This window comes from Streptomyces sp. CA-210063, from assembly GCF_024612015.1.
Classification (GTDB): domain Bacteria; phylum Actinomycetota; class Actinomycetes; order Streptomycetales; family Streptomycetaceae; genus Streptomyces.
In genome coordinates this window covers 5,326,497-5,345,123 of record NZ_CP102512.1, presented here as the reverse complement: position 1 = coordinate 5,345,123, position 18,627 = coordinate 5,326,497, and the positions used below count along the sequence as shown (strand labels likewise).

Sequence of the window (18,627 nt, the reverse complement as noted above, 5' to 3'; positions counted from 1 at the left end):
GATCGGTCGGGACAAGGGGGTCCGCCTCATCTGTGGACAACCCCGTGCGGGAGGATCACGCACATGACAGCACTCGACCTCAGCAGCCCCGTGGCCGTCGTCGGCACCGGCACCATGGGCCAGGGCATCGCCCAGGTCGCGCTGGTAGCGGGCCATCCCGTACGACTGTTCGATGCCGTGCCCGGCCGTGCCCGGGAGGCGGCCGAGGCGATCGGCGCGCGGCTCGACCGGCTCGTCTCGAAGGACCGTCTGAGCGGCGCCGACCGGGACGCGGCGCGCGCCCGGCTGCACGCCGCGGAGAGCCTCGCCGACCTCGCGGACTGTGCCCTGGTCGTCGAGGCGGTCCTGGAGCGGCTGGACGTCAAGCAGGAGCTGTTCCGCGCGCTGGAGGACGTCGTCGACGAGGACTGTCTGCTCGCCACCAACACCTCTTCGCTGTCCGTCACGGCCATCGGCGGCGCCCTGCGCAACCCCGGGCGTTTCGTGGGCCTGCACTTCTTCAACCCGGCACCGCTGCTGCCCCTCGTCGAGGTCGTCTCCGGGTTCGCCACCGACGTCACGTCGGCCACGCGCGCGTACGAGATGGCCCGCGCCTGGGGCAAGACGCCGGTCGCCTGCGCGGACACCCCCGGCTTCATCGTCAACCGCATCGCACGGCCGTTCTACGCCGAGGCTTTCGCGGTGTACGAGGCGCATGCCGCCGAGCCGGTCACCATCGACGCGATCCTGCGCGAGTGCGGCGGGTTCAGGATGGGCGCGTTCGAACTGACCGACCTCATCGGGCAGGACGTCAACGAGTCCGTCACCCACTCCGTGTGGCAGGCCTTCTTCCAGGACGTGCGCTTCACGCCCTCGCTGGCCCAGCGGCGGCTCGTGGAGTCCGGCCGGCTCGGCCGCAAGACGGGACAGGGCTGGTACGAGTACGCGGACGACGCCGAGCGCCCCGAGCCGCACACCGCCGAGCCGGTCCCGGCGCCCGCGTACGTCGTCGCCGAGGGTGACCTGGGCCCGGCCTCCGAACTGCTCACGCTGATCCGGGAGGCGGGCATCGCCGTCCGTGAGGACGAGGAGGACCACGGCACCCGGATCGTCCTGCCGGGCGGCGGCCAGCTGGCCCTCGCCGACGGGCAGACCTCGGTGGAGTTCCGGGACGTCGTCTACTTCGACCTCGCGCTCGACTACCGCAGGGCCACCCGGATCGCCCTGTCCGCCTCCCAGGACACCTCCCAGCAGACCCTCGCCGAGGCCACCGGGCTCTTCCAGGCGCTCGGCAAGGACGTCAGCGTCATCGGGGACGCCCCCGGCATGATCGTCGCCCGTACGGTGGCCCGGATCATCGACCTCGCGCACGACGCCGTGGCCAAGGGCGTGGCCACCGAGGAGGACATCGACACGGCGATGCGCCTGGGCGTCAACTACCCGCTCGGGCCCTTCGAATGGAGCCGCAGGCTGGGCCGCAACTGGGCGTACGCCCTCCTTGACGACCTGCACCTGCGCGACCCCTCCGGGCGCTACGCGCCGTCCCTCGCGCTGTACCGCCACGCCTACGCCTCCGACAAGCGGGAGGGCACCTCCTCATGACCACCGCCAAGCGCGACACGTACACCCCGGAGAGCCTGCTCTCCGTCGCCGTCCGGGTCTTCAACGAGCGCGGCTACGACGGCACCTCCATGGAGCACCTCTCCAAGGCGGCCGGAATCTCCAAGTCGTCGATATACCACCACGTCACGGGCAAGGAGGAGCTGCTGCGCCGGGCCGTCAGCCGGGCGCTGGACGGTCTCTTCGGGATCCTCGACGAGGAACCCGCGCGCGTGGGGCGTGCGGTGGAGCGGCTGGAGCACGTCGTCCGGCGCATGGTCGAGGTGCTCATCGCCGAACTGCCGTACGTGACGCTGCTGCTGCGTGTGCGCGGCAACACCGACACCGAGCGCCGGGCCCTGGAGCGGCGCCGCGACTTCGACCACCAGGTCGCCGAGCTGCTGAAGGCCGCGGCCGCCGACGGCGACGTACGCGGTGACGTGGAGGTGCGGCTCGCGACCCGGCTCGTCTTCGGGATGATCAACTCGATCGTGGAGTGGTACCGGCCGGACGGGCGGGGCATGGGCGAGCGGGAAGTGTCCGACGCGGTCGTGCAGATGGTCTTCGGGGGGCTTCGCAAGGAGCATTGACGGTCACTGTGAGGAGTGCTGAGGGGCACTCTTAGGGCAACGCATGAGTACGCGCGCGTGGACGACTGAGTACGCCGCCCGATGCCCGGGCGATTCGGTGCCGGTGAGATGGGCCCATGACTCAGGACACCGTGCGACGCCCTGTTCCTCACCTGACCTGGTGGAAAGCCCCTCTCGTGGCCACGATCCCCGGGCTGCCGCTCCTCGTGCTGGAGTTCATCTGGATGGGAGAGGGCGCCACCAACCTCCCCGCAAGTCCGGTCTATTGGGCGGCGGTCGGCCTGTTGGCGCTCGCCTGGCTCCTGCCGCGTAGCCGGGCCTACCGCGTACCGCGCGCGATCGCCGCCGGCGTCGCATTGTGCGGTGCCCTTTCCCCGTTTGTGTTCATCGCGATACTCGACCTGGCGATGAACTAGGACCGACCGACCCGCCTCCCCCACGGGCTCACCCCTCCGGTTCCACGTCCTCCTCCTCGAACACCAGCAGCGTCCGCGTGCTGAGCACCTCCGGGATGGCCTGGAGCTTGGTGAGGACGACCTCGCGCAGGGCCCGGTTGTCCGAGGTGTGCACCAGGAGCAGGACGTCGTAGTCGCCGCCCACCAGCGCGATGTGGGCGGCGCCGGACAGCTGGCGCAGCTGCTCGCGGACCGTGCGCCAGGAGTTCTGCACGATCTTGAGGGTGACGTAGGCGGACGTGCCCTTTCCTGCGCGCTCGTGGTTCACGCGCGCCCCGAAGCCGCGGATCACGCCGTCCTCGATGAGGCGGTTGATACGGGCGTAGGCGTTGGCGCGGGAGACGTGGACGCGTTCGGCGACGGACCGTATCGAGGCGCGGCCGTCGGCCTGGAGCATGCGCAGGATGTCCTGATCTATGGCGTCCAGCGGTCGAGGGGGCGGCAGGGCCGGGCCGTGCTCCGGCAGCTCGGCCATTTGTTCAGGTGCCATGTGCCCCCGCCTTCCTACCATGGACGTACTGCGTTCATTGCAGGCTGTGCAGAACCGTTTGTCCACAGCCTGAGGGTGCCTGTAGCCAAAATGCGTCAACGACCGAACAATCGGTAGGTGAGACGCGTCACAGCCGTGCCGCGTCCCGGAAGCCACTCCGACGAGGAGGTGCCGTATGACGGTCATGGAGCAGCGGGGCGCGTACCACCCGACACCGCCGCCCACCTGGCAGCCCCGCACGGACCCCGCGCCACTGCTGCCCGACGCGCTGCCGCACCGCGTGCTCGGCACCGACGCGGCCGCCGACGCCGACCCCGCGCTGCTGCGCCGGCTCTACGCAGAGCTGGTGCGCGGCCGCCGGTACAACGCGCAGGCCACGGCCCTGACGAAGCAGGGCAGGCTCGCCGTCTACCCCTCCAGCACCGGCCAGGAGGCCTGCGAGGTCGCCGCCGCGCTCGTCCTCCAGGAGCGCGACTGGCTCTTCCCGAGCTACCGCGACACGCTCGCCGCCGTCGCCCGTGGCCTGGACCCCGTGCAGGCGCTCACGCTGCTGCGCGGCGACTGGCACACCGGCTACGACCCGCACGAGCACCGCGTCGCCCCCCTGTGCACCCCGCTCGCCACCCAGCTCCCGCACGCCGTGGGCCTCGCGCACGCCGCCCGCCTCAAGGGCGACGACGTGGTCGCGCTCGCCCTGGTCGGCGACGGCGGCACCAGCGAGGGCGACTTCCACGAGGCGCTCAACTTCGCCGCCGTCTGGCAGGCCCCGGTCGTCTTCCTCGTCCAGAACAACGGCTTCGCGATCTCCGTCCCGCTCGCCAAGCAGACCGCCGCCCCGTCGCTGGCCCACAAGGCCGTCGGCTACGGGATGCCGGGCCGTCTGGTCGACGGCAACGACGCCGCCGCCGTGCACCAGGTCCTCGCCGAAGCCGTGGCCCACGCGCGCGCGGGCGGCGGTCCCACGCTGGTCGAGGCGGTGACCTACCGCATCGACGCCCACACCAACGCCGACGACGCGACCCGCTACCGCGGCGACGCCGAGGTCGAGACCTGGCGCGCGCACGACCCGATCGCGCTCCTGGAGCACGAGCTGACCGAACGCGGACTCCTCGACGAGGACGGCATCCGGGCCGCCCGCGACGCCGCCGAGACCATGGCCGCCGATCTGCGCGAGCGCATGAACCAGGACCCGGTGCTCGACCCCATGGACCTCTTCGCCCACGTGTACGCCGAGCCCACCCCCCAACTGCGCGAGCAGGAGGCACTGCTCAGGGCCGAGCTGGCGGCGGAGCGAGAAGGGGCGCACCGATGACCACCGTCGCGCTCAAGCCCGCCACCATGGCGCAGGCGCTCACCCGCGCCCTCCGCGACGCCATGACCGCCGACCCCACCGTGCACGTCATGGGCGAGGACGTCGGCACCCTCGGCGGTGTCTTCCGGGTCACCGACGGGCTCGCCCAGGAGTTCGGCGAGGACCGGGTCACCGACACCCCGCTCGCCGAGGCGGGCATCCTCGGCACGGCCGTCGGCATGGCCATGTACGGGCTCAGGCCGGTCGTCGAGATGCAGTTCGACGCCTTCGCCTACCCGGCCTTCGAGCAGCTCATCAGCCATGTCGCCCGCATGCGCAACCGCACGCGCGGGACGATGCCGCTGCCGATCACCATCCGCGTCCCGTACGGCGGCGGTATCGGCGGCGTCGAGCACCACAGCGACTCCTCCGAGGCGTACTACATGGCGACTCCGGGGCTCCATGTCGTCACGCCCGCCACCGTCGCCGACGCCTACGGGCTGCTGCGCGCCGCCATCGCCTCCGACGACCCGGTCGTCTTCCTGGAACCGAAGCGCCTGTACTGGTCGAAGGACTCCTGGAACCCCGAGGAACCCCAGACCGTCGAGCCGATCGGCCGCGCGGTCGTGCGCCGCGCCGGCCGCAGCGCCACCCTCCTCACCTACGGCCCGTCCGTGCCCGTCTGCCTGGAGGCCGCCGAGGCGGCCACGGCCGAGGGCTGGGACCTCGAAGTCGTCGACCTGCGCTCCCTGGTGCCCTTCGACGACGAGACGGTCGCCGCGTCGGTACGGCGGACCGGACGCGCGGTCGTCGTCCACGAGTCCGGCTCCTACGGCGGCCCGGGCGGCGAGATCGCGGCCCGCGTCACCGAACGCTGCTTCCACCACCTGGAGGCGCCCGTGCTGCGCGTCGCCGGATTCGACATCCCCTACCCGCCGCCGATGCTGGAGCGCCACCATCTGCCCGGCGTCGACCGCATCCTGGACGCTGTGGGACGCCTGCAGTGGGAGGCGGAGAACTGATGGCTCACGTGCTGGAGTTCAAGCTGCCCGACCTCGGCGAAGGGCTCACCGAGGCCGAGATCGTCCGCTGGCTGGTCCAGGTCGGGGACGTCGTCGCGATCGACCAGCCGGTCGTCGAGGTCGAGACGGCCAAGGCGATGGTCGAGGTCCCCTGCCCCTACGGCGGCGTCGTCACCGCCCGCTTCGGCGAGGAGGGCACGGAACTGCCCGTCGGCGCGCCGCTGTTGACCGTGGCCGTGGGCGCGCCCGCCTCCGGCGTCACCGCCGACGAGGGCTCCGGCAACGTGCTGGTCGGATACGGCACGGGAGCGCCTCCCGCGCGGCGCAGGCGGGTACGGCCGGGGGAGCCCGTCCGGTCCGCGGCGCCTGAGACACCCGCGGCACAGCCCACCGCCGTCGAGACCGCGGCCGCGTCGGTCGCCCGCCCCGGGCGGTCGGACGGATCAGTGCAGGCCGCCGCCCCCGAGCGACCGGACGGACCCGTGCCGGTCATCTCCCCGCTCGTCCGCCGACTCGCCCGCGAGAACGGCCTGGACCTGCGGACGTTGCACGGCTCGGGCCCCGACGGGCTGATCCTCCGGGCGGACGTGGAGCACGCGCTGCGGACCGCCACGGCCTCGGTGCAGGCACCGCAGGCCGTGACCGCGCAGCCCGTCGCCGCGCCCGTCGCGCACCCCGCGCCCGCTGAGACCCCCTCCGGCACGCGCCTCCCCCTCCGCGGCATCCGCGGTGCCGTCGCCGACAAGCTCTCCCGCAGCCGACGCGAGATCCCCGACGCCACCTGCTGGGTGGACGCCGACGCGACGGAACTGATGAACGCCCGTACGGCCATGAACGCGGCAGGCGGCCCCAAGATCTCCCTCCTCGCGCTGCTCGCCCGGATCTGCACCGCCGCGCTGACCCGCTTCCCGGAGCTCAACTCGACGGTCGACATGGAGGCCCGCGAGGTCGTACGGCTCGACCAGGTGCACCTCGGGTTCGCCGCGCAGACCGAACGGGGGCTGGTCGTGCCCGTCGTACGGGACGCGCACACCCGGGACGCGGAGTCGCTCAGTGCCGAGTTCGCCCGGCTGACCGAGGCGGCGCGGACGGGGACGCTGACGCCCGGCCAGCTGACCGGCGGGACGTTCACGTTGAACAATTACGGCGTCTTCGGCGTCGACGGCTCCACGCCGATCATCAACCACCCCGAGGCCGCGATGCTCGGCGTCGGCCGCATCGTCCCCAAGCCCTGGGTGCACGAGGGCGAGCTGGCGGTACGGAAGGTCGTCCAGCTCTCGCTCACCTTCGACCACCGGGTGTGCGACGGAGGCACGGCAGGCGGCTTCCTGCGGTACGTGGCGGACTGCGTCGAACAGCCGGCGGTGCTGCTGCGCACGCTCTGATCACCGGCTTCGACGACTGGCTCGCCCGTCGGCACCGATCGCGCTCCGCCACCGGCCCCACGGGCGGTGAACCCGGCCCCCACCGGGCCGTGAATGCGCGGCCTCCCCTCGTTCCCTGTGATCGTGACGGCACGCATACTCGGGGGATGACCGCGTACGAGCCCCCGGGCGGCCCCGGTACCGAGGCGTTCGACGCCGTCGTGCTCGCCGGAGGCGCCGCCCGGCGGCTCGGCGGCGCCGACAAACCCGCCGTACGCGTGGGCGGACGGGCCCTGCTCGACCGGGTGCTGGCCGCCTGCGCCGGGGCCGGGACGACCGTCGTCGTCGCCGACCGCCGCCCCACCGCGCGGCCCGTGCTGTGGGCCCGCGAGGAACCTCCCGGCGGCGGACCCCTCGCCGCGCTGGACGCCGGACTCCGGCACACCGCCGCCGCGTACGTCGTCGTCCTCTCCGCCGACCTGCCGTTCCTGGGCGAGGAGACGGTACGGCGACTGATCGACGCACTCCAGGACAGCGCGGGCCGCGCCGACGGCGTCCTCGTCACCGACCCCGACGGCCGTGACCAGCCACTCGTGGCCGTCTACCGGGCCGAGGCCCTGCGCCGTGAGCTCTCGCGGCTCGCCGTCGAGCACGACGGACTGACCGGGCTTCCCCTGCGGCGGCTGACCGCCGCGCTGCGCCTCACCCGAATCACCGACCCCGTCGCGTCCTTCGACTGCGACACCTGGGACGACATCGCCGCCGCCCGCGCACGGATCAGGGAGCATGGCCACGTGTTGGATGAATGGATTTCCGCAGTCAAGGACGAGCTGGGGATCGACCTCGACGTCGACATCACCGAGCTACTCGACCTCGCCCGTGACGCCGCCCACAACGTGGCCCGGCCCGCCGCCCCGCTGACCACGTTCCTCGTCGGCTACGCCGCCGCCAAGGCAGGAGGAGGCCCCGAGGCGGTCACCGAGGCCGCCCGCAAGGCCTCCGCCCTGGCCCTGAGCTGGGCCGCCGAGGACGCCCCGGACGTCCCGGATGCCAAGCCGGACGCAGGGACCCGCACCGGCACCGGCCAGGACACCGCCCCGGACGCCGGATGACCGCCCAGGACGCCGAGGAACTCGACGTGGAGGAGGCACTGGCCGTGGCCAACGACAGGGTGGCCAGAGGGCAGGGCGAGCCCCCCTCGTCCCGCGAAGCCCCTACGAGCGGTCAGGCCGGCGCGCACCGGGCCAAGGACGACTCCCACCACCAGGCCACCTCCTGGCCGGAGGCCCGGGCCGTCGCCGAGCGCGCCGCCCGCTCGGCCGGACGCCGGGCCCCCGTGTCCGTCACCGTCGACAACTCCCTCGGCCTCGTCCTCGCCGCCCCCCTCACCGCCCTCACCGATCTCCCCTCCTTCGACACCTCCGCGATGGACGGCTGGGCGGTCGCGGGGCCCGGCCCCTGGGACGTACGGGAGGACGGTGTGCTGGCCGGGCAAGCGGAGCCCGGGCGGCTCACGGACGGGGAAGCGGTCCGTATCGCCACCGGCGCGCGCATCCCGCCCGACACGACCGCCGTCCTGCGCAGCGAGCACGGCCGCACCGACGACAAGGGACGGCTGCACCCGACCCGGGACCTGGCGCACGGGCAGGACATCCGCCCACGCGGCCAGGAGTGCCGCACCGGCGACCAACTGCTGCCGCTCGGCACGCAGATCACCCCGGCCGCGCTCGGGCTCGCGGCAGCCGCCGGGTACGACACCTTGAGCGTGCTCCCCCGCCCACGCGTCGAACTGCTCGTCCTCGGCGACGAACTGCTCACCGACGGGCTCCCGCGCGAGGGCCTGATCCGGGACGCCCTCGGCCCGATGCTGCCGTCCTGGCTCCGGGCACTCGGCGCCGAGGTCACCGCCGTACGCCGCCTCGGGGACGACGCCGACGCCCTGCACCGGGCCGTGAAGAAGTCCTCCGCCGACCTCATCGTCACCACGGGCGGCACGGCTTCCGGACCCGTCGACCATGTCCATCCCACCCTGCGCCGGATCGGCGCGGAACTCCTCGTCAACGGCGTGAAGGTGCGCCCGGGCCACCCCATGCTGCTGGCCCGCGTCAAGCAGGACCAGCACCTCGTGGGCCTGCCCGGCAACCCCTTGGCCGCCGTGTCCGGGCTGGTCACGCTCGCCGAGCCCCTGCTGCGGACCCTCGCCGGACGTGCCGCCCCGGAGGCGTACACGATGCCCCTGCGGGAGGCGGTGCACGGGCACCCGTACGACACCCGGCTCATCCCGGTCGCCCTGCGTGGCGACGACGCCGTGCCGCTGCACTACAACGGTCCCGCTATGCTCCGCGGCATCGCCACCGCCGATGCCCTTGCCGTCGTACCGCCCGGCGGCGCCCGCCCCGGCCAGGAGCTGGAACTGCTCGACCTGCCCTGGGCGACCGCGGGGATTCAGGTGTGTTTCACGTGAAACATCCGTATGCCCAACTGCGCATGCGGACAACGTTGTTTCACGTGAAACAACGGATAGGCGGGGGCGAAGTACAGCCAGGGGATGTACGTCGAAACGGGGAGTGTTTCACGTGAAACTGCCGGGCTATGACGTGATCGCCCGCAACGCGGACGAGCGTCTGGTGACCCACCAGGTGAGACTGCCGAGAAGAGAGGTCGAGCGCCCGATCCGTCAGGTCGGCAAACGGCTGGCGATGGCGCTGTTCGTGCTGGTCTCCACCGCGCTCATCGTCTACGCCGACCGCGATGGCTACAACGACAACTCCGACGGCGCCGTCGATCTGCTCGACGCGTTCTACTACGCGACCGTCACCCTCTCCACCACCGGGTACGGCGACATCGCGCCCGTCAGCGATGCCGCCCGGTTCACCAACATCTTCGTGATCACACCGCTGCGCGTGCTCTTCCTGATCATCCTGGTCGGCACCACGCTGGAGGTCCTCACGGAGCGCACACGTGAGGAATGGCGACTGAACCGCTGGAGGGCGGCCTTGAGGGAGCACACCGTTGTCGTCGGCTTCGGGACGAAGGGGCGGTCGGCGATCCAGGCCGTCTGCGCGACGGGGCTGAAGAAAGAGCAGGTCATCGTCGTGGACCCCAGCTCCAAGGTCATTGATGCGGCCACGGCCGACGGATATGTGGGGATCGTCGGGGACGCCACCCGCAGTGATGTGCTGCTACAGGCGGAGGCACAGAAGGCACGCCAGATCATCATCTCGACCGCGCGGGACGACACCGCCGTACTGGTCGCGCTGACCGCCCGCCAGCTGAACCGCGGGGCGAAGATCGTGGCCGCCGTACGCGAGGAGGAGAACGCACCGCTGCTGAAGCAGTCCGGGGCCGACGTCGTGATCACCAGCGCCAGCGCGGCCGGGCGGCTTCTCGGGCTCTCCGTGCTCAGCCCCGCCGCCGGCATGGTCATGGAGGACCTCATCCAGCAGGGCAGCGGGCTCGACATCGTCGAACGGCCGGTCATAAAGGCCGAGGTGGGGCGCAGCGTGCGGGAGACGGAGGACCTGATCGTCAGCGTGCTGCGCGGGCATCGGGTGCTCGGCTACGACGACCCGTCCGTCGGCGCACTCCAGCTGACGGACCGGCTCATCACCATCGTCCGCGCCACACCGAGCACGAAGGTCACCCCCGAGACCAAGCACCTGCCGTAGCGGGAACGAAAGGGCGCCCCCAGGGGACGTGATCCCCTGGGGGCGCCTCTGTCTCTCGACCGCTACTTGCGGTTGTACAGCCGCATCGTGATCGGTCCGAAGACCAGCACGAACAGGGCGGACCAGCCCAGCGTCCAGGCGATCTCCGCGGTCGGCCACTCGCCCGCCATCAACTCGCGGACCGCCGAGGCCAGATGCGTGACCGGGCTGTTGTTGACGAAGGCCTGCAGCCAGCCCGGCATGGTGCTCGGGTCGACGAAGACGTTGGACAGGAAGGTCAGCGGGAAGATCACCATCATGCTGACGCCCATCACGGACTTCTCGGTGCGCAGCATGAGCCCGAACATCGTCCAGATCCACGAGAAGGCGAACGAGAAGACGATGAGCAGCGCGACCCCGGCGACCACGCCCACCACCCCGCCGTCCGGGCGGTAGCCGAGGATCATGCCGACGGTGAGCATCACCACGGACGCGATCGCATAGCGCAGGGCGTCGCCCAGCAGATAGCCGACCATCGTCGACGGCCGCCAGATCGGCAGGGAGCGGAACCGGTCGAAGACACCCTTCTCGATGTCCGTGTTGACCGAGACCCCGGTGTACATCGTGATCATCACGACCGACATCACCAGGATGCCCGGCAGCAGGAACTGGATGTACTCCTTCGGGGAGCCGGCCAGGGCGCCGCCGAAGAGGTACGTGTACATCAGCACCATCATGATCGGGAAGGCGGTGACGTCGAAGAGCTGCTCCGGTACGTGTTTGATCTTGAGCATGGCCCGCCAGCCGAAGGTCAGCGACGCCGACAGGGCGCTGGGCCGTGGCGGCCGCTCCTTGGAGATGAGCAGCGCGGCGAGCGACTCGGCGCTGACGGGGGCGAGGTCCTTGCTCTCGGTGGTGGTCGCGGTGCTCATGCCGCCGCCTCGTCCTTCTTGTTGACGACCTGGGAGTCGTGGGCCTTCGTGTCGTGTCCGGTGAGGGCGAGGAACACCTCGTCCAGGCTGGGCTGGCCCAGCGAGAAGTTGTCGACGGTGATGCCGGTGCGGGCCAGCTCGGCGAGCGCCCGGGCCGCCGCCTCGGCGGCACCCTGTCCGTTGGCGGATCCCGCGCCGACGCGTGCCGTCAGCGCCACCGGGTCCGGCTCGCGCTGGACCTCGGCGTCGAGGGCGAGCCGCAGCACCTCCTCGGCCTGCGGCCGCTGGGCCGCGTCGCGCAGGCGCAGATGGACGGAACCGGCGCCGACGGACGCCTTCAGCTCGCCCTTCGTGCCCTCCGCGATCACCTTGCCCTGGTCGATGACGGCGATCCGCGACGCCAGCTGGTCCGCCTCGTCCAGATACTGCGTGGTCAGCAGCACCGTGGTGCCCTGCGCGACCACCGCGCGCACGATGTCCCACACCTGGTTGCGGCTGCGCGGGTCCAGGCCGGTCGTCGGCTCGTCCAGGAACAGCAGGTCGGGGGTGTTGAGGATGGACGCGGCGATGTCGATACGCCGCCGCATGCCGCCCGAGTAGTGCTTGACCTGCTTCCCTGCCGCCTCGCTCAGCCCGAAGGCCTCCAGCAGCTGCTCGGCGCGATGTCGTGCCGCCCGTTTGTCGTGGCCGAGGAGCCGGGCGAGCAGCACCAGGTTCTCCGTGCCGGTCAGGTCCTCGTCCACGGACGCGTACTGCCCGGTCAGGCTCACCCGGCCGCGGACCTCGTCGGCCTCGTGGACGACGTCGTGACCGAAGACGTGCGCCTCACCGCCGTCGGGTCGCAGCAGGGTGGCGAGCATCTTCACCGTGGTCGTCTTTCCGGCGCCGTTCGGGCCGAGGACGCCATAGACCGTGCCGGCCGGCACGGCCAGGTCGACGCCGTCGACGGCCCGGGTCTCGCCGAAGGTCTTCACCAGACCGGCGGTCTCGATCGCGAGGCCGGACGTCTGTGCGCTCATCTCTGGGATCCTTCCGCGTGCGGGGCCCGTGTCCGGGGCTACGCAAAGGGAGACCACCGGCACCCCCGAAACTCATCGGTCGCCGCGCGGGAAAGCACGACTGCTCCGGTATCGGGTGAAGCACGTCGGCGAGAAACCGTGCGGCCGTAGAGTCTCCACGGTCTCTCCAAGGGAGGCCGATCGCACCTCAATTAGGACCAACGGCGCAGCGGAATCGGACCAATGAAGCAGCGGGGGCGGACCGGGGACGCAGGCCGACCGGGACCGGGGCGGTGCGTGGAGGCCGAGGAGTAGCGTCCCCTTCATGCATGCGATCACGATTCCTGAACCCGGTGGACCCGAGGCGCTGGTGTGGGACGAGGTCCCCGATCCGGTGCCCGGCGAGGGCGAAGTGCTCATAGACGTGGCGGCGAGCGCGGTGAACCGCGCCGACCTGCTCCAGCGACAGGGCTTCTACGACCCACCGCCCGGCGCCTCCCCCTACCCCGGCCTGGAGTGCTCCGGACGGATCGCGGAGATCGGACCCGGGGTGTCCGGGTGGAGCGTCGGCGACGAGGTGTGCGCGCTGCTCTCGGGCGGCGGCTACGCGGAGAAGGTCGTCGCCCCGGCCGGCCAGCTGCTGCCCGTGCCCTCCGGCCTCGACCTCGATCAGGCCGCCGCGCTGCCCGAGGTGACCTGCACGGTCTGGTCGAACGTCTTCATGATCGCCCACCTGCGCCCCGGCGAGACGCTCCTCGTGCACGGTGGCTCCAGCGGCATCGGCACGATGGCCATCCAGCTCGCGAAGGCCGTCGGCGCGAAGGTCGCCGTCACCGCGGGCACCAGGGAGAAGCTCGACCAGTGCGCCGCCCTGGGCGCGGACCTCCTGATCAACTACCGCGAGCAGGACTTCGTCGAGGAGGTCCGGAAGGCCACCGACGGCAGGGGCGCGGACGTCATCCTCGACAACATGGGCGCCAAGTACCTCGACCGCAATGTCCGGGTCCTCGCCGTCAACGGCCGTCTCGCGATCATCGGCATGCAGGGCGGTATCAAGGGCGAGCTGAACATCGGCGCCCTCCTCGCCAAGCGTGCCGCGATCAGCGCGACCTCGCTGCGCGCCCGCCCTCTGGAGGAGAAGATCACCATCGTCGCCGCCGTACGCGAACATGTGTGGCCGCTGATCGCCGGCGGCCACGTACGCCCGGTCGTCGACCGTGAGATCCCCATGAACGACGCGGCCACGGCCCACCGGGTACTGGAGGAGAGCGGCCACATCGGCAAGGTGCTCCTGGTCGTGCCGTAGCCGGCCGGAACGCCGTACGAGCCCTGGTCGAGCGCCGGCTCAGTACCGCCGTATCCGCAGCCCGACGAAGGCCAGCCCGAGGCCCAGGCCCATCAGCATGAGGCCGGTGCCGAGGGCATGCAGGACGGGCTCCTCGGCGGTCTCCGTGCCGGTTCCGGGCGGTGCGGTCGGGAAGGGCAGGGCGGCGTGCTGTGACGGGTCGGGGGCGATGCCCGCGTCCGGCCCGTCCGGTTCCGTGCCGGGCTCTTCCGAGGGCGCGTACGCGTCGTCCCCCGGTTCCACGGGACCGACGTCCTGGCGCCCGGGCCGCTCCCGGCCCTCGCCCGCGCGGCTGCCGGCCCAGGAGCCGGCGGGGTCGGGCTCGGCGGCGTACCCGGCCGTCACGGCCCCTGTCACCAGGACCACGAGCATCACCGTGACGAGGACCAGTCCCGTCACGCGCACCGAGCGGAGCGAAGGAGCCACGCCCCCAGACTCACACGCCACCCGCGCCCCGGCATCTCGGAACCCGGCCGCCCTCGGCTCGCCGACGATCGCCGCGACACCCCACCGAGCAGCCGGAACCCGGTCCGCCGTGAGAGAACAGCCTGTACGTAAACGGTGGATCACCCGCGTGGGGGGCACCACGGTGATGAGGTGTACGCGTGCGAGAGAATGGCGGCATGGAGATGCCGAGGAACGAACGGTCGCCCGAACAGCCCCAGATCCTGGTCGTGGGCCAGGACGGCATGGCGGTGGGCGGTGGAGGAGACGATGACTCCCGCGAGGTCCCGGTGACGGAGATGGTGGAACAGCCGGCCAAGGTCATGCGCATCGGCAGCATGATCAAACAGCTGCTCGAAGAGGTGCGGGTGGCTCCCCTCGACGAAGCCAGCCGGGCCCGGCTGAAGGAGATCCACGCCAGCTCGGTCAAGGAACTGGAGGACGGCCTGGCGCCCGAGCTGGTCGAGGAGTTGGAGCGGCTCTCCCTGCCCTTCACGGACGAGGCGATCCCCAGCGACGCGGAACTGCGGATCGCGCAGGCCCAGTTGGTCGGCTGGCTCGAAGGCCTCTTCCACGGGATCCAGACGACGCTGTTCGCCCAGCAGATGGCCGCCAGGGCCCAGCTGGAGCAGATGCGCCGCGCGCTGCCGCCCGGCGTCGGCGGCCACGAGGGCGACGACGACCCGCGCACGCTCGGCCGCTCGGGCGGCCCGTACCTCTAGGCCTCCGGCCACCCCCCACCACCCGTACGTACACAAAGGGCCCGGCACGTGAAGTGCCGGGCCCTTCCTACGACACGGGGGCCGAGGGCCCCGGGCGTCAGGCCGGGTTGCCCGTCGACACCTTCAGGATGATCGACGGCATGTCCTTGGGGTCGACGTCCTCGTCGGCGGTGGGGTACTGCTCCATGACCGTGCCCTCGCCGTACGTGTTCTCGTCGACGTCCTGGGTGTCGTACTGCCAGCCCGCCGCCTGGAGGCACTTCTTCACCGAGTCGATGTTCTTGAAGGTGAAGTCAGGCAGTTCGATCTTCTCGGGGTCGTTGTACGACTCCGTGGGTTCCGTGCACTCGGTCGAATCGATGACCTTCGACGTGTCCGGACCCTTGTGTCCCTCGACCACGGTCGGCGAGGCCGACGACGTCGGGGTGTTGTCGCCGCCCGCGGTCTCTGTTCCGTCGTTCAGGCTGAGCGCCGCGATCAGGCTGCCGACCGCGACGATCGACACGACGATCGCGCCCACGATGACGCCCTTGTTGCTCTTGCCGCCCCCGGAATGCCCCGCCGAGAGCGACGACTGCTGGGGCGTGAGGTTGTACGGCGGTGGGGTGGCGGCGCCCTGCTGCGGCGCGTACGCGGCGGTCTGCGGCGGCGTCTGGTAGCCGCCCTGCTGCGGGTAGCCGTAGGACGGGGCGGGCGTCGGAGCGGGTGCGGGCGTCGGCGGACCGTACCCGCCCGTCGCGTGCGGCTGGTACGGCGTCTGGACGCTGCCCGACTGCGGTGCGCCGGTCTGGTCGATCGGCGGGAAGACGGCGGAGGACACCCCCGCGCCGCTGGACGTCTGCGCGCCCGGCACGATGCTCGGCGCGACGGGCTGGAGGGACGCGGCGACCCGCAGGCACTCGTCGCGCATCGCCTCGGCGCTCGGGAACCGCTCGTTCGGGTTCTTCTTCAGCGCGCGGGCGACGATGGCGTCCACGGCCGGCGGCAGCGCACGGTTGATCGAGGAGGGAGCCACCGGCTCCTCCTGGACGTGGGCATACGCTATGGCCAGCGGCGAGTCCGCCTCGAACGGCAGCCGCCCGGTGGTCAGTTGGAACAGCATGATGCCGACCGAGTACAGGTCGGAGCGCGCGTCCACACCGCGGCCGAGAGCCTGCTCGGGCGAGAGGTACTGCGGGGTGCCGACGACCATGCCGGTCTGCGTCATCGACGTGACACCGGACTGCATGGCGCGGGCGATGCCGAAGTCCATGACCTTCACGACGTTGCGCTTGGTCATCATCACGTTGCCCGGCTTGATGTCCCGGTGGACCAGGCCCATCTCGTGGCTGATCTCCAGCGCCGCCAGAACGTCCGCGGTGATCTTCAGGGCCTTGTCGGCGGGCATCGCGCCGAGCTGTGCGACATCCGCGTCCAGCACCGAACCGAGGGGCTTGCCCTCGATGTACTCCATGACGATGTACGGCGTCGTCATGCCGTCCATCTCGTCCTCGCCGGTGTCGAAGACCGAGACGATGTTCGTGTGGGTGAGCTTCGCCACGGCCTGGGCCTCACGGCGGAAACGCTCACGGAAGGCCTGTTCGCGACCCAGCTCGGTGTGGAGTGTCTTGATCGCGACCTGTCGGTCGAGCACCGAGTCGTACGCGAGGTGGACGGAGGCCATGCCGCCCTCGCCGAGCAGGTCACGCAGCTGATAACGCCCGCCGGCTAGCGACCGCCCCGCGTACCGGCCCTGTGCGGCGTCCTGGCTCATCTTCCTGCGTCCCCCATCGGCGCGCGCGGAAGCTGCTGGCGTGGCTTCCGCGATCGGTGATCCCCTGATGATGCTGGTGATCCTTTGTGCTATTCCCGGCCAAGTCTGCCCCAGGCCACTGACACGTCAAGCGCGGTGCCCGATCCGTGACCGTACGCGAAAGAAGCGTCGCGGAAGCGTTACAGGGGGCGTACGCCCGGTACACAGAACTTGCACGAGTGAGCGCGCTGCGGGTTTCATGGCCGATCAACCTTTTGGATCCACCGTGAACCCGTCCAGAACCCGTCGCGCATCCAACTCGGACCGGCCTGTTGCATGAAGGCTGTAGCGTGGCCGACGGAGACCGTAACAAGAACCGCGCGGACCGCGGGCAGAAACGACGGCGAGGACTGATGGCACAGCAGCAGCGCTCTCAGGGCCCGTCCGACCCCGAGGCGACTGGCGGCGGCATGTCAGACGCGCCGGAGTTGTGGGGCAACGGCGGGCTTGTCGGCGATGGCCGGTACCGGATGACCCACAGACTCGGCCGGGGCGGCATGGCCGAGGTGTTCGCGGCCGAGGACGTACGCCTCGGCCGTACGGTCGCGGTCAAACTGCTCCGGTCCGACCTCGCCGAGGACCCCGTCTCCAAGGCCCGCTTCACGCGCGAGGCCCAGGCGGTGGCCGGCCTCAACCACCACTCGATCGTGGCGGTCTACGACTCCGGTGAAGATGTCGTGAACGGCACCCCGGTTCCGTACATCGTCATGGAACTGGTCGAGGGCCGCACCATCCGCGATCTGCTGATCAACGCGGAGGCGCCGGGGCCCGAGCAGGCGCTGATCATCGTCTCGGGTGTCCTCGAAGCGCTGGCCTACTCGCACCAGCACGGCATCGTGCACCGCGACATCAAGCCGGCCAACGTCATCATCACCAACAGCGGCGCGGTGAAGGTGATGGACTTCGGCATCGCGCGTGCCCTGCACGGTGCCCAGTCGACGATGACGCAGACCGGCATGGTCATGGGCACGCCCCAGTACCTCTCTCCGGAACAGGCGCTCGGCAAGGCCGTCGACCACCGCTCCGACCTGTACGCCACCGGCTGCCTGCTCTACGAACTGCTCGCGCTCAGGCCGCCCTTCATCGGCGAGACCCCGCTCTCGGTGGTCTACCAGCATGTTCAGGACATCCCGGTGCCGCCCTCCGAGGTCTCGGAGGGGGCGGCGCCGCCGGAGCTCGACGGCCTCGTCATGCGCTCCCTCGCCAAGGAGCCGGACGACCGGTTCCAGACGGCCGAGGAGATGCGCGGCCTCGTCCAGTACGGCCTGCAGATGCTGTACGACCAGGGCGGCCACACCGGCACCTGGAACACCGGGCCCGTCGCCACGCACGAGGGCAGGAACACGCCGCCCGGCGGCATGTCCGGCACGGCGGTCATGCCGCACCCCGGTGACATGGGCACCTCGCAGACCCCGCAGCCGATCCTGCCCGGGTACGGCGGCGGCGGTGGCCGGGGCGACGACGGCGGTTTCGAGGGGCACGGAAACCGGGGCAGCGGCCGAGGCAAGCTGTGGATCCTCGCCGTTCTCGCGGTGATCGCCATCTCGGCGGGTGTCGCGCTGGCGCTGAACAACAACGGCGGCGGCAGCGGCGGCGGCACCGAGACCACCAAGTCGCCGACGGCCTCGACGTCCAGCAAGGACAAGGACGCCAGCGAGTCGCCCAGCGACGAGGCGACCGAGGAGACCACGGACGAGAGCACCAGCTCGGGTGACAACGGCGGCGGCTACACGCCGTCGTACACCCAGTCTCCGTCCTTCAGCCAGTCGCCGACGCCGAGCCAGCCGACGCAGAGCCAGCCGTCGGAGGAGGATCCGACGACGACGGATCCGACGCCTTCGGGCGACGGGGAGGAGTCGCCCCCGCCGGAGGAGTCGCCCGACGACGGCAGCGGCGGCGACACCGGTGCCATCACGAGCGGTGCCATCGGCGGCGAAGAAGGTCAGTGAGCCGAGGC

At 71.3% G+C, this 18,627-nt stretch carries 17 protein-coding genes; 12 read left to right on the top strand and 5 right to left on the bottom strand.

Annotated elements, in window-relative coordinates; all coding sequences use genetic code 11:
* Positions 1-63 precede the first annotated feature (63 nt).
* The 3 genes from JIX56_RS23235 (at position 64) to JIX56_RS23225 (ending at position 2,584) form a co-directional block, all read left to right on the top strand.
* On the top strand, positions 64-1,581 hold the full coding sequence (locus tag JIX56_RS23235; protein WP_257543177.1) for a 3-hydroxyacyl-CoA dehydrogenase: 1,518 nt from the start codon (positions 64-66) through the stop codon (positions 1,579-1,581).
* The gene (locus JIX56_RS23230; protein ID WP_257543176.1) at positions 1,578-2,168 is read left to right on the top strand and encodes a TetR/AcrR family transcriptional regulator; all 591 of its coding nucleotides are present in this window, start codon (positions 1,578-1,580) and stop codon (positions 2,166-2,168) included. The genes JIX56_RS23235 and JIX56_RS23230 overlap by 4 nt, the downstream gene beginning before the upstream one ends.
* A 176-nt stretch (positions 2,169-2,344) precedes the next feature.
* Positions 2,345-2,584, top strand: a complete 240-nt coding sequence (locus JIX56_RS23225) for a hypothetical protein (protein ID WP_257543174.1) — start codon at positions 2,345-2,347, stop codon at positions 2,582-2,584.
* Positions 2,585-2,612: 28 nt separating this feature from the next.
* Here the strand turns inward: JIX56_RS23225 and JIX56_RS23220 are convergent, their stop codons facing one another.
* Positions 2,613-3,098 (bottom strand): Lrp/AsnC family transcriptional regulator, encoded by a 486-nt coding sequence (locus JIX56_RS23220; RefSeq protein ID WP_257551051.1) that lies wholly within the window; start codon positions 3,096-3,098, stop codon positions 2,613-2,615.
* A gap of 190 nt (positions 3,099-3,288) precedes the next feature.
* Between JIX56_RS23220 and pdhA the strand changes: the two genes are divergently transcribed.
* The 6 genes from pdhA to JIX56_RS23180 all read left to right on the top strand — a co-directional run bounded on the left by pdhA (position 3,289) and on the right by JIX56_RS23180 (position 10,458).
* Entirely contained in the window at positions 3,289-4,425 is a 1,137-nt protein-coding gene (gene pdhA / locus JIX56_RS23215; protein WP_257543172.1) for a pyruvate dehydrogenase (acetyl-transferring) E1 component subunit alpha, read from the top strand.
* Positions 4,422-5,426, top strand: a complete 1,005-nt coding sequence (locus JIX56_RS23210; RefSeq protein ID WP_257543170.1) for an alpha-ketoacid dehydrogenase subunit beta — start codon at positions 4,422-4,424, stop codon at positions 5,424-5,426. Before pdhA ends, JIX56_RS23210 begins: the two co-directional genes overlap by 4 nt.
* Positions 5,426-6,811: a dihydrolipoamide acetyltransferase family protein gene (locus tag JIX56_RS47675; protein ID WP_306819874.1), complete on the top strand. Its 1,386-nt coding sequence runs from the start codon at positions 5,426-5,428 to the stop codon at positions 6,809-6,811. Before JIX56_RS23210 ends, JIX56_RS47675 begins: the two co-directional genes overlap by 1 nt.
* 146 nt (positions 6,812-6,957) lie before the next feature.
* Positions 6,958-7,902: a molybdenum cofactor guanylyltransferase gene (locus JIX56_RS23190; protein WP_257543168.1), complete on the top strand. Its 945-nt coding sequence runs from the start codon at positions 6,958-6,960 to the stop codon at positions 7,900-7,902.
* A complete protein-coding gene (locus JIX56_RS23185) occupies positions 7,899-9,254 on the top strand; it encodes a molybdopterin molybdotransferase MoeA (protein WP_257543166.1) in 1,356 nt (451 codons plus the stop codon). The genes JIX56_RS23190 and JIX56_RS23185 overlap by 4 nt, the downstream gene beginning before the upstream one ends.
* Positions 9,255-9,357: 103 nt before the next feature.
* On the top strand, positions 9,358-10,458 hold the full coding sequence (locus JIX56_RS23180) for a potassium channel family protein (protein WP_257543164.1): 1,101 nt from the start codon (positions 9,358-9,360) through the stop codon (positions 10,456-10,458).
* A 62-nt stretch (positions 10,459-10,520) separates the two neighbouring features.
* Here the strand turns inward: JIX56_RS23180 and JIX56_RS23175 are convergent, their stop codons facing one another.
* Both JIX56_RS23175 and JIX56_RS23170 read right to left on the bottom strand, forming a co-directional pair.
* Positions 10,521-11,369, bottom strand: coding sequence for an ABC transporter permease (locus JIX56_RS23175; RefSeq protein ID WP_257543163.1), 849 nt, complete (start codon positions 11,367-11,369; stop codon positions 10,521-10,523).
* Positions 11,366-12,388, bottom strand: coding sequence for an ATP-binding cassette domain-containing protein (locus JIX56_RS23170; RefSeq protein WP_257543161.1), 1,023 nt, complete (start codon positions 12,386-12,388; stop codon positions 11,366-11,368). The genes JIX56_RS23175 and JIX56_RS23170 overlap by 4 nt, the downstream gene beginning before the upstream one ends.
* Before the next feature lie 304 nt (positions 12,389-12,692).
* On the opposite strand from JIX56_RS23170, the gene JIX56_RS23165 reads away from it, so the two are divergent.
* Complete coding sequence (locus tag JIX56_RS23165) at positions 12,693-13,673, top strand: NAD(P)H-quinone oxidoreductase (protein WP_257543159.1); 981 nt, start codon at positions 12,693-12,695, stop codon at positions 13,671-13,673.
* 39 nt (positions 13,674-13,712) lie between these two features.
* Here JIX56_RS23165 and JIX56_RS23160 read toward each other — a convergent pair whose 3' ends face one another.
* Positions 13,713-14,138, bottom strand: coding sequence for a hypothetical protein (locus JIX56_RS23160; protein ID WP_257543157.1), 426 nt, complete (start codon positions 14,136-14,138; stop codon positions 13,713-13,715).
* A gap of 197 nt (positions 14,139-14,335) precedes the next feature.
* Between JIX56_RS23160 and JIX56_RS23155 the strand changes: the two genes are divergently transcribed.
* On the top strand, positions 14,336-14,878 hold the full coding sequence (locus JIX56_RS23155) for a bacterial proteasome activator family protein (RefSeq protein ID WP_257543156.1): 543 nt from the start codon (positions 14,336-14,338) through the stop codon (positions 14,876-14,878).
* 97 nt (positions 14,879-14,975) lie between these two features.
* Here JIX56_RS23155 and JIX56_RS23150 read toward each other — a convergent pair whose 3' ends face one another.
* The gene (locus JIX56_RS23150) at positions 14,976-16,631 is read right to left on the bottom strand and encodes a protein kinase domain-containing protein (protein ID WP_257543154.1); all 1,656 of its coding nucleotides are present in this window, start codon (positions 16,629-16,631) and stop codon (positions 14,976-14,978) included.
* Positions 16,632-17,023: 392 nt separating this feature from the next.
* On the opposite strand from JIX56_RS23150, the gene JIX56_RS23145 reads away from it, so the two are divergent.
* Positions 17,024-18,619 carry a protein kinase domain-containing protein gene (locus tag JIX56_RS23145; RefSeq protein WP_257543153.1) on the top strand — a complete coding sequence of 532 codons (1,596 nt, stop codon included), beginning with the start codon at positions 17,024-17,026 and terminating at the stop codon, positions 18,617-18,619.
* The last annotated feature ends 8 nt before the right edge of the window (positions 18,620-18,627 follow it).

Coding starts and splice junctions, on each gene's coding strand:
- JIX56_RS23235 (WP_257543177.1), top strand. CDS start 64: ATGACAGCACTCGACCTCAGCAGCCCCGTGGCCGTCGTCGGCACCGGC.
- JIX56_RS23230 (WP_257543176.1), top strand. CDS start 1,578: ATGACCACCGCCAAGCGCGACACGTACACCCCGGAGAGCCTGCTCTCC.
- JIX56_RS23220 (WP_257551051.1), bottom strand. CDS start 3,098: ATGGCCGAGCTGCCGGAGCACGGCCCGGCCCTGCCGCCCCCTCGACCG.
- pdhA (WP_257543172.1), top strand. CDS start 3,289: ATGACGGTCATGGAGCAGCGGGGCGCGTACCACCCGACACCGCCGCCC.
- JIX56_RS23210 (WP_257543170.1), top strand. CDS start 4,422: ATGACCACCGTCGCGCTCAAGCCCGCCACCATGGCGCAGGCGCTCACC.
- JIX56_RS47675 (WP_306819874.1), top strand. CDS start 5,426: ATGGCTCACGTGCTGGAGTTCAAGCTGCCCGACCTCGGCGAAGGGCTC.
- JIX56_RS23190 (WP_257543168.1), top strand. CDS start 6,958: ATGACCGCGTACGAGCCCCCGGGCGGCCCCGGTACCGAGGCGTTCGAC.
- JIX56_RS23185 (WP_257543166.1), top strand. CDS start 7,899: ATGACCGCCCAGGACGCCGAGGAACTCGACGTGGAGGAGGCACTGGCC.
- JIX56_RS23175 (WP_257543163.1), bottom strand. CDS start 11,369: ATGAGCACCGCGACCACCACCGAGAGCAAGGACCTCGCCCCCGTCAGC.
- JIX56_RS23170 (WP_257543161.1), bottom strand. CDS start 12,388: ATGAGCGCACAGACGTCCGGCCTCGCGATCGAGACCGCCGGTCTGGTG.
- JIX56_RS23165 (WP_257543159.1), top strand. CDS start 12,693: ATGCATGCGATCACGATTCCTGAACCCGGTGGACCCGAGGCGCTGGTG.
- JIX56_RS23155 (WP_257543156.1), top strand. CDS start 14,336: ATGGAGATGCCGAGGAACGAACGGTCGCCCGAACAGCCCCAGATCCTG.
- JIX56_RS23150 (WP_257543154.1), bottom strand. CDS start 16,631: ATGAGCCAGGACGCCGCACAGGGCCGGTACGCGGGGCGGTCGCTAGCC.
- JIX56_RS23145 (WP_257543153.1), top strand. CDS start 17,024: ATGGCACAGCAGCAGCGCTCTCAGGGCCCGTCCGACCCCGAGGCGACT.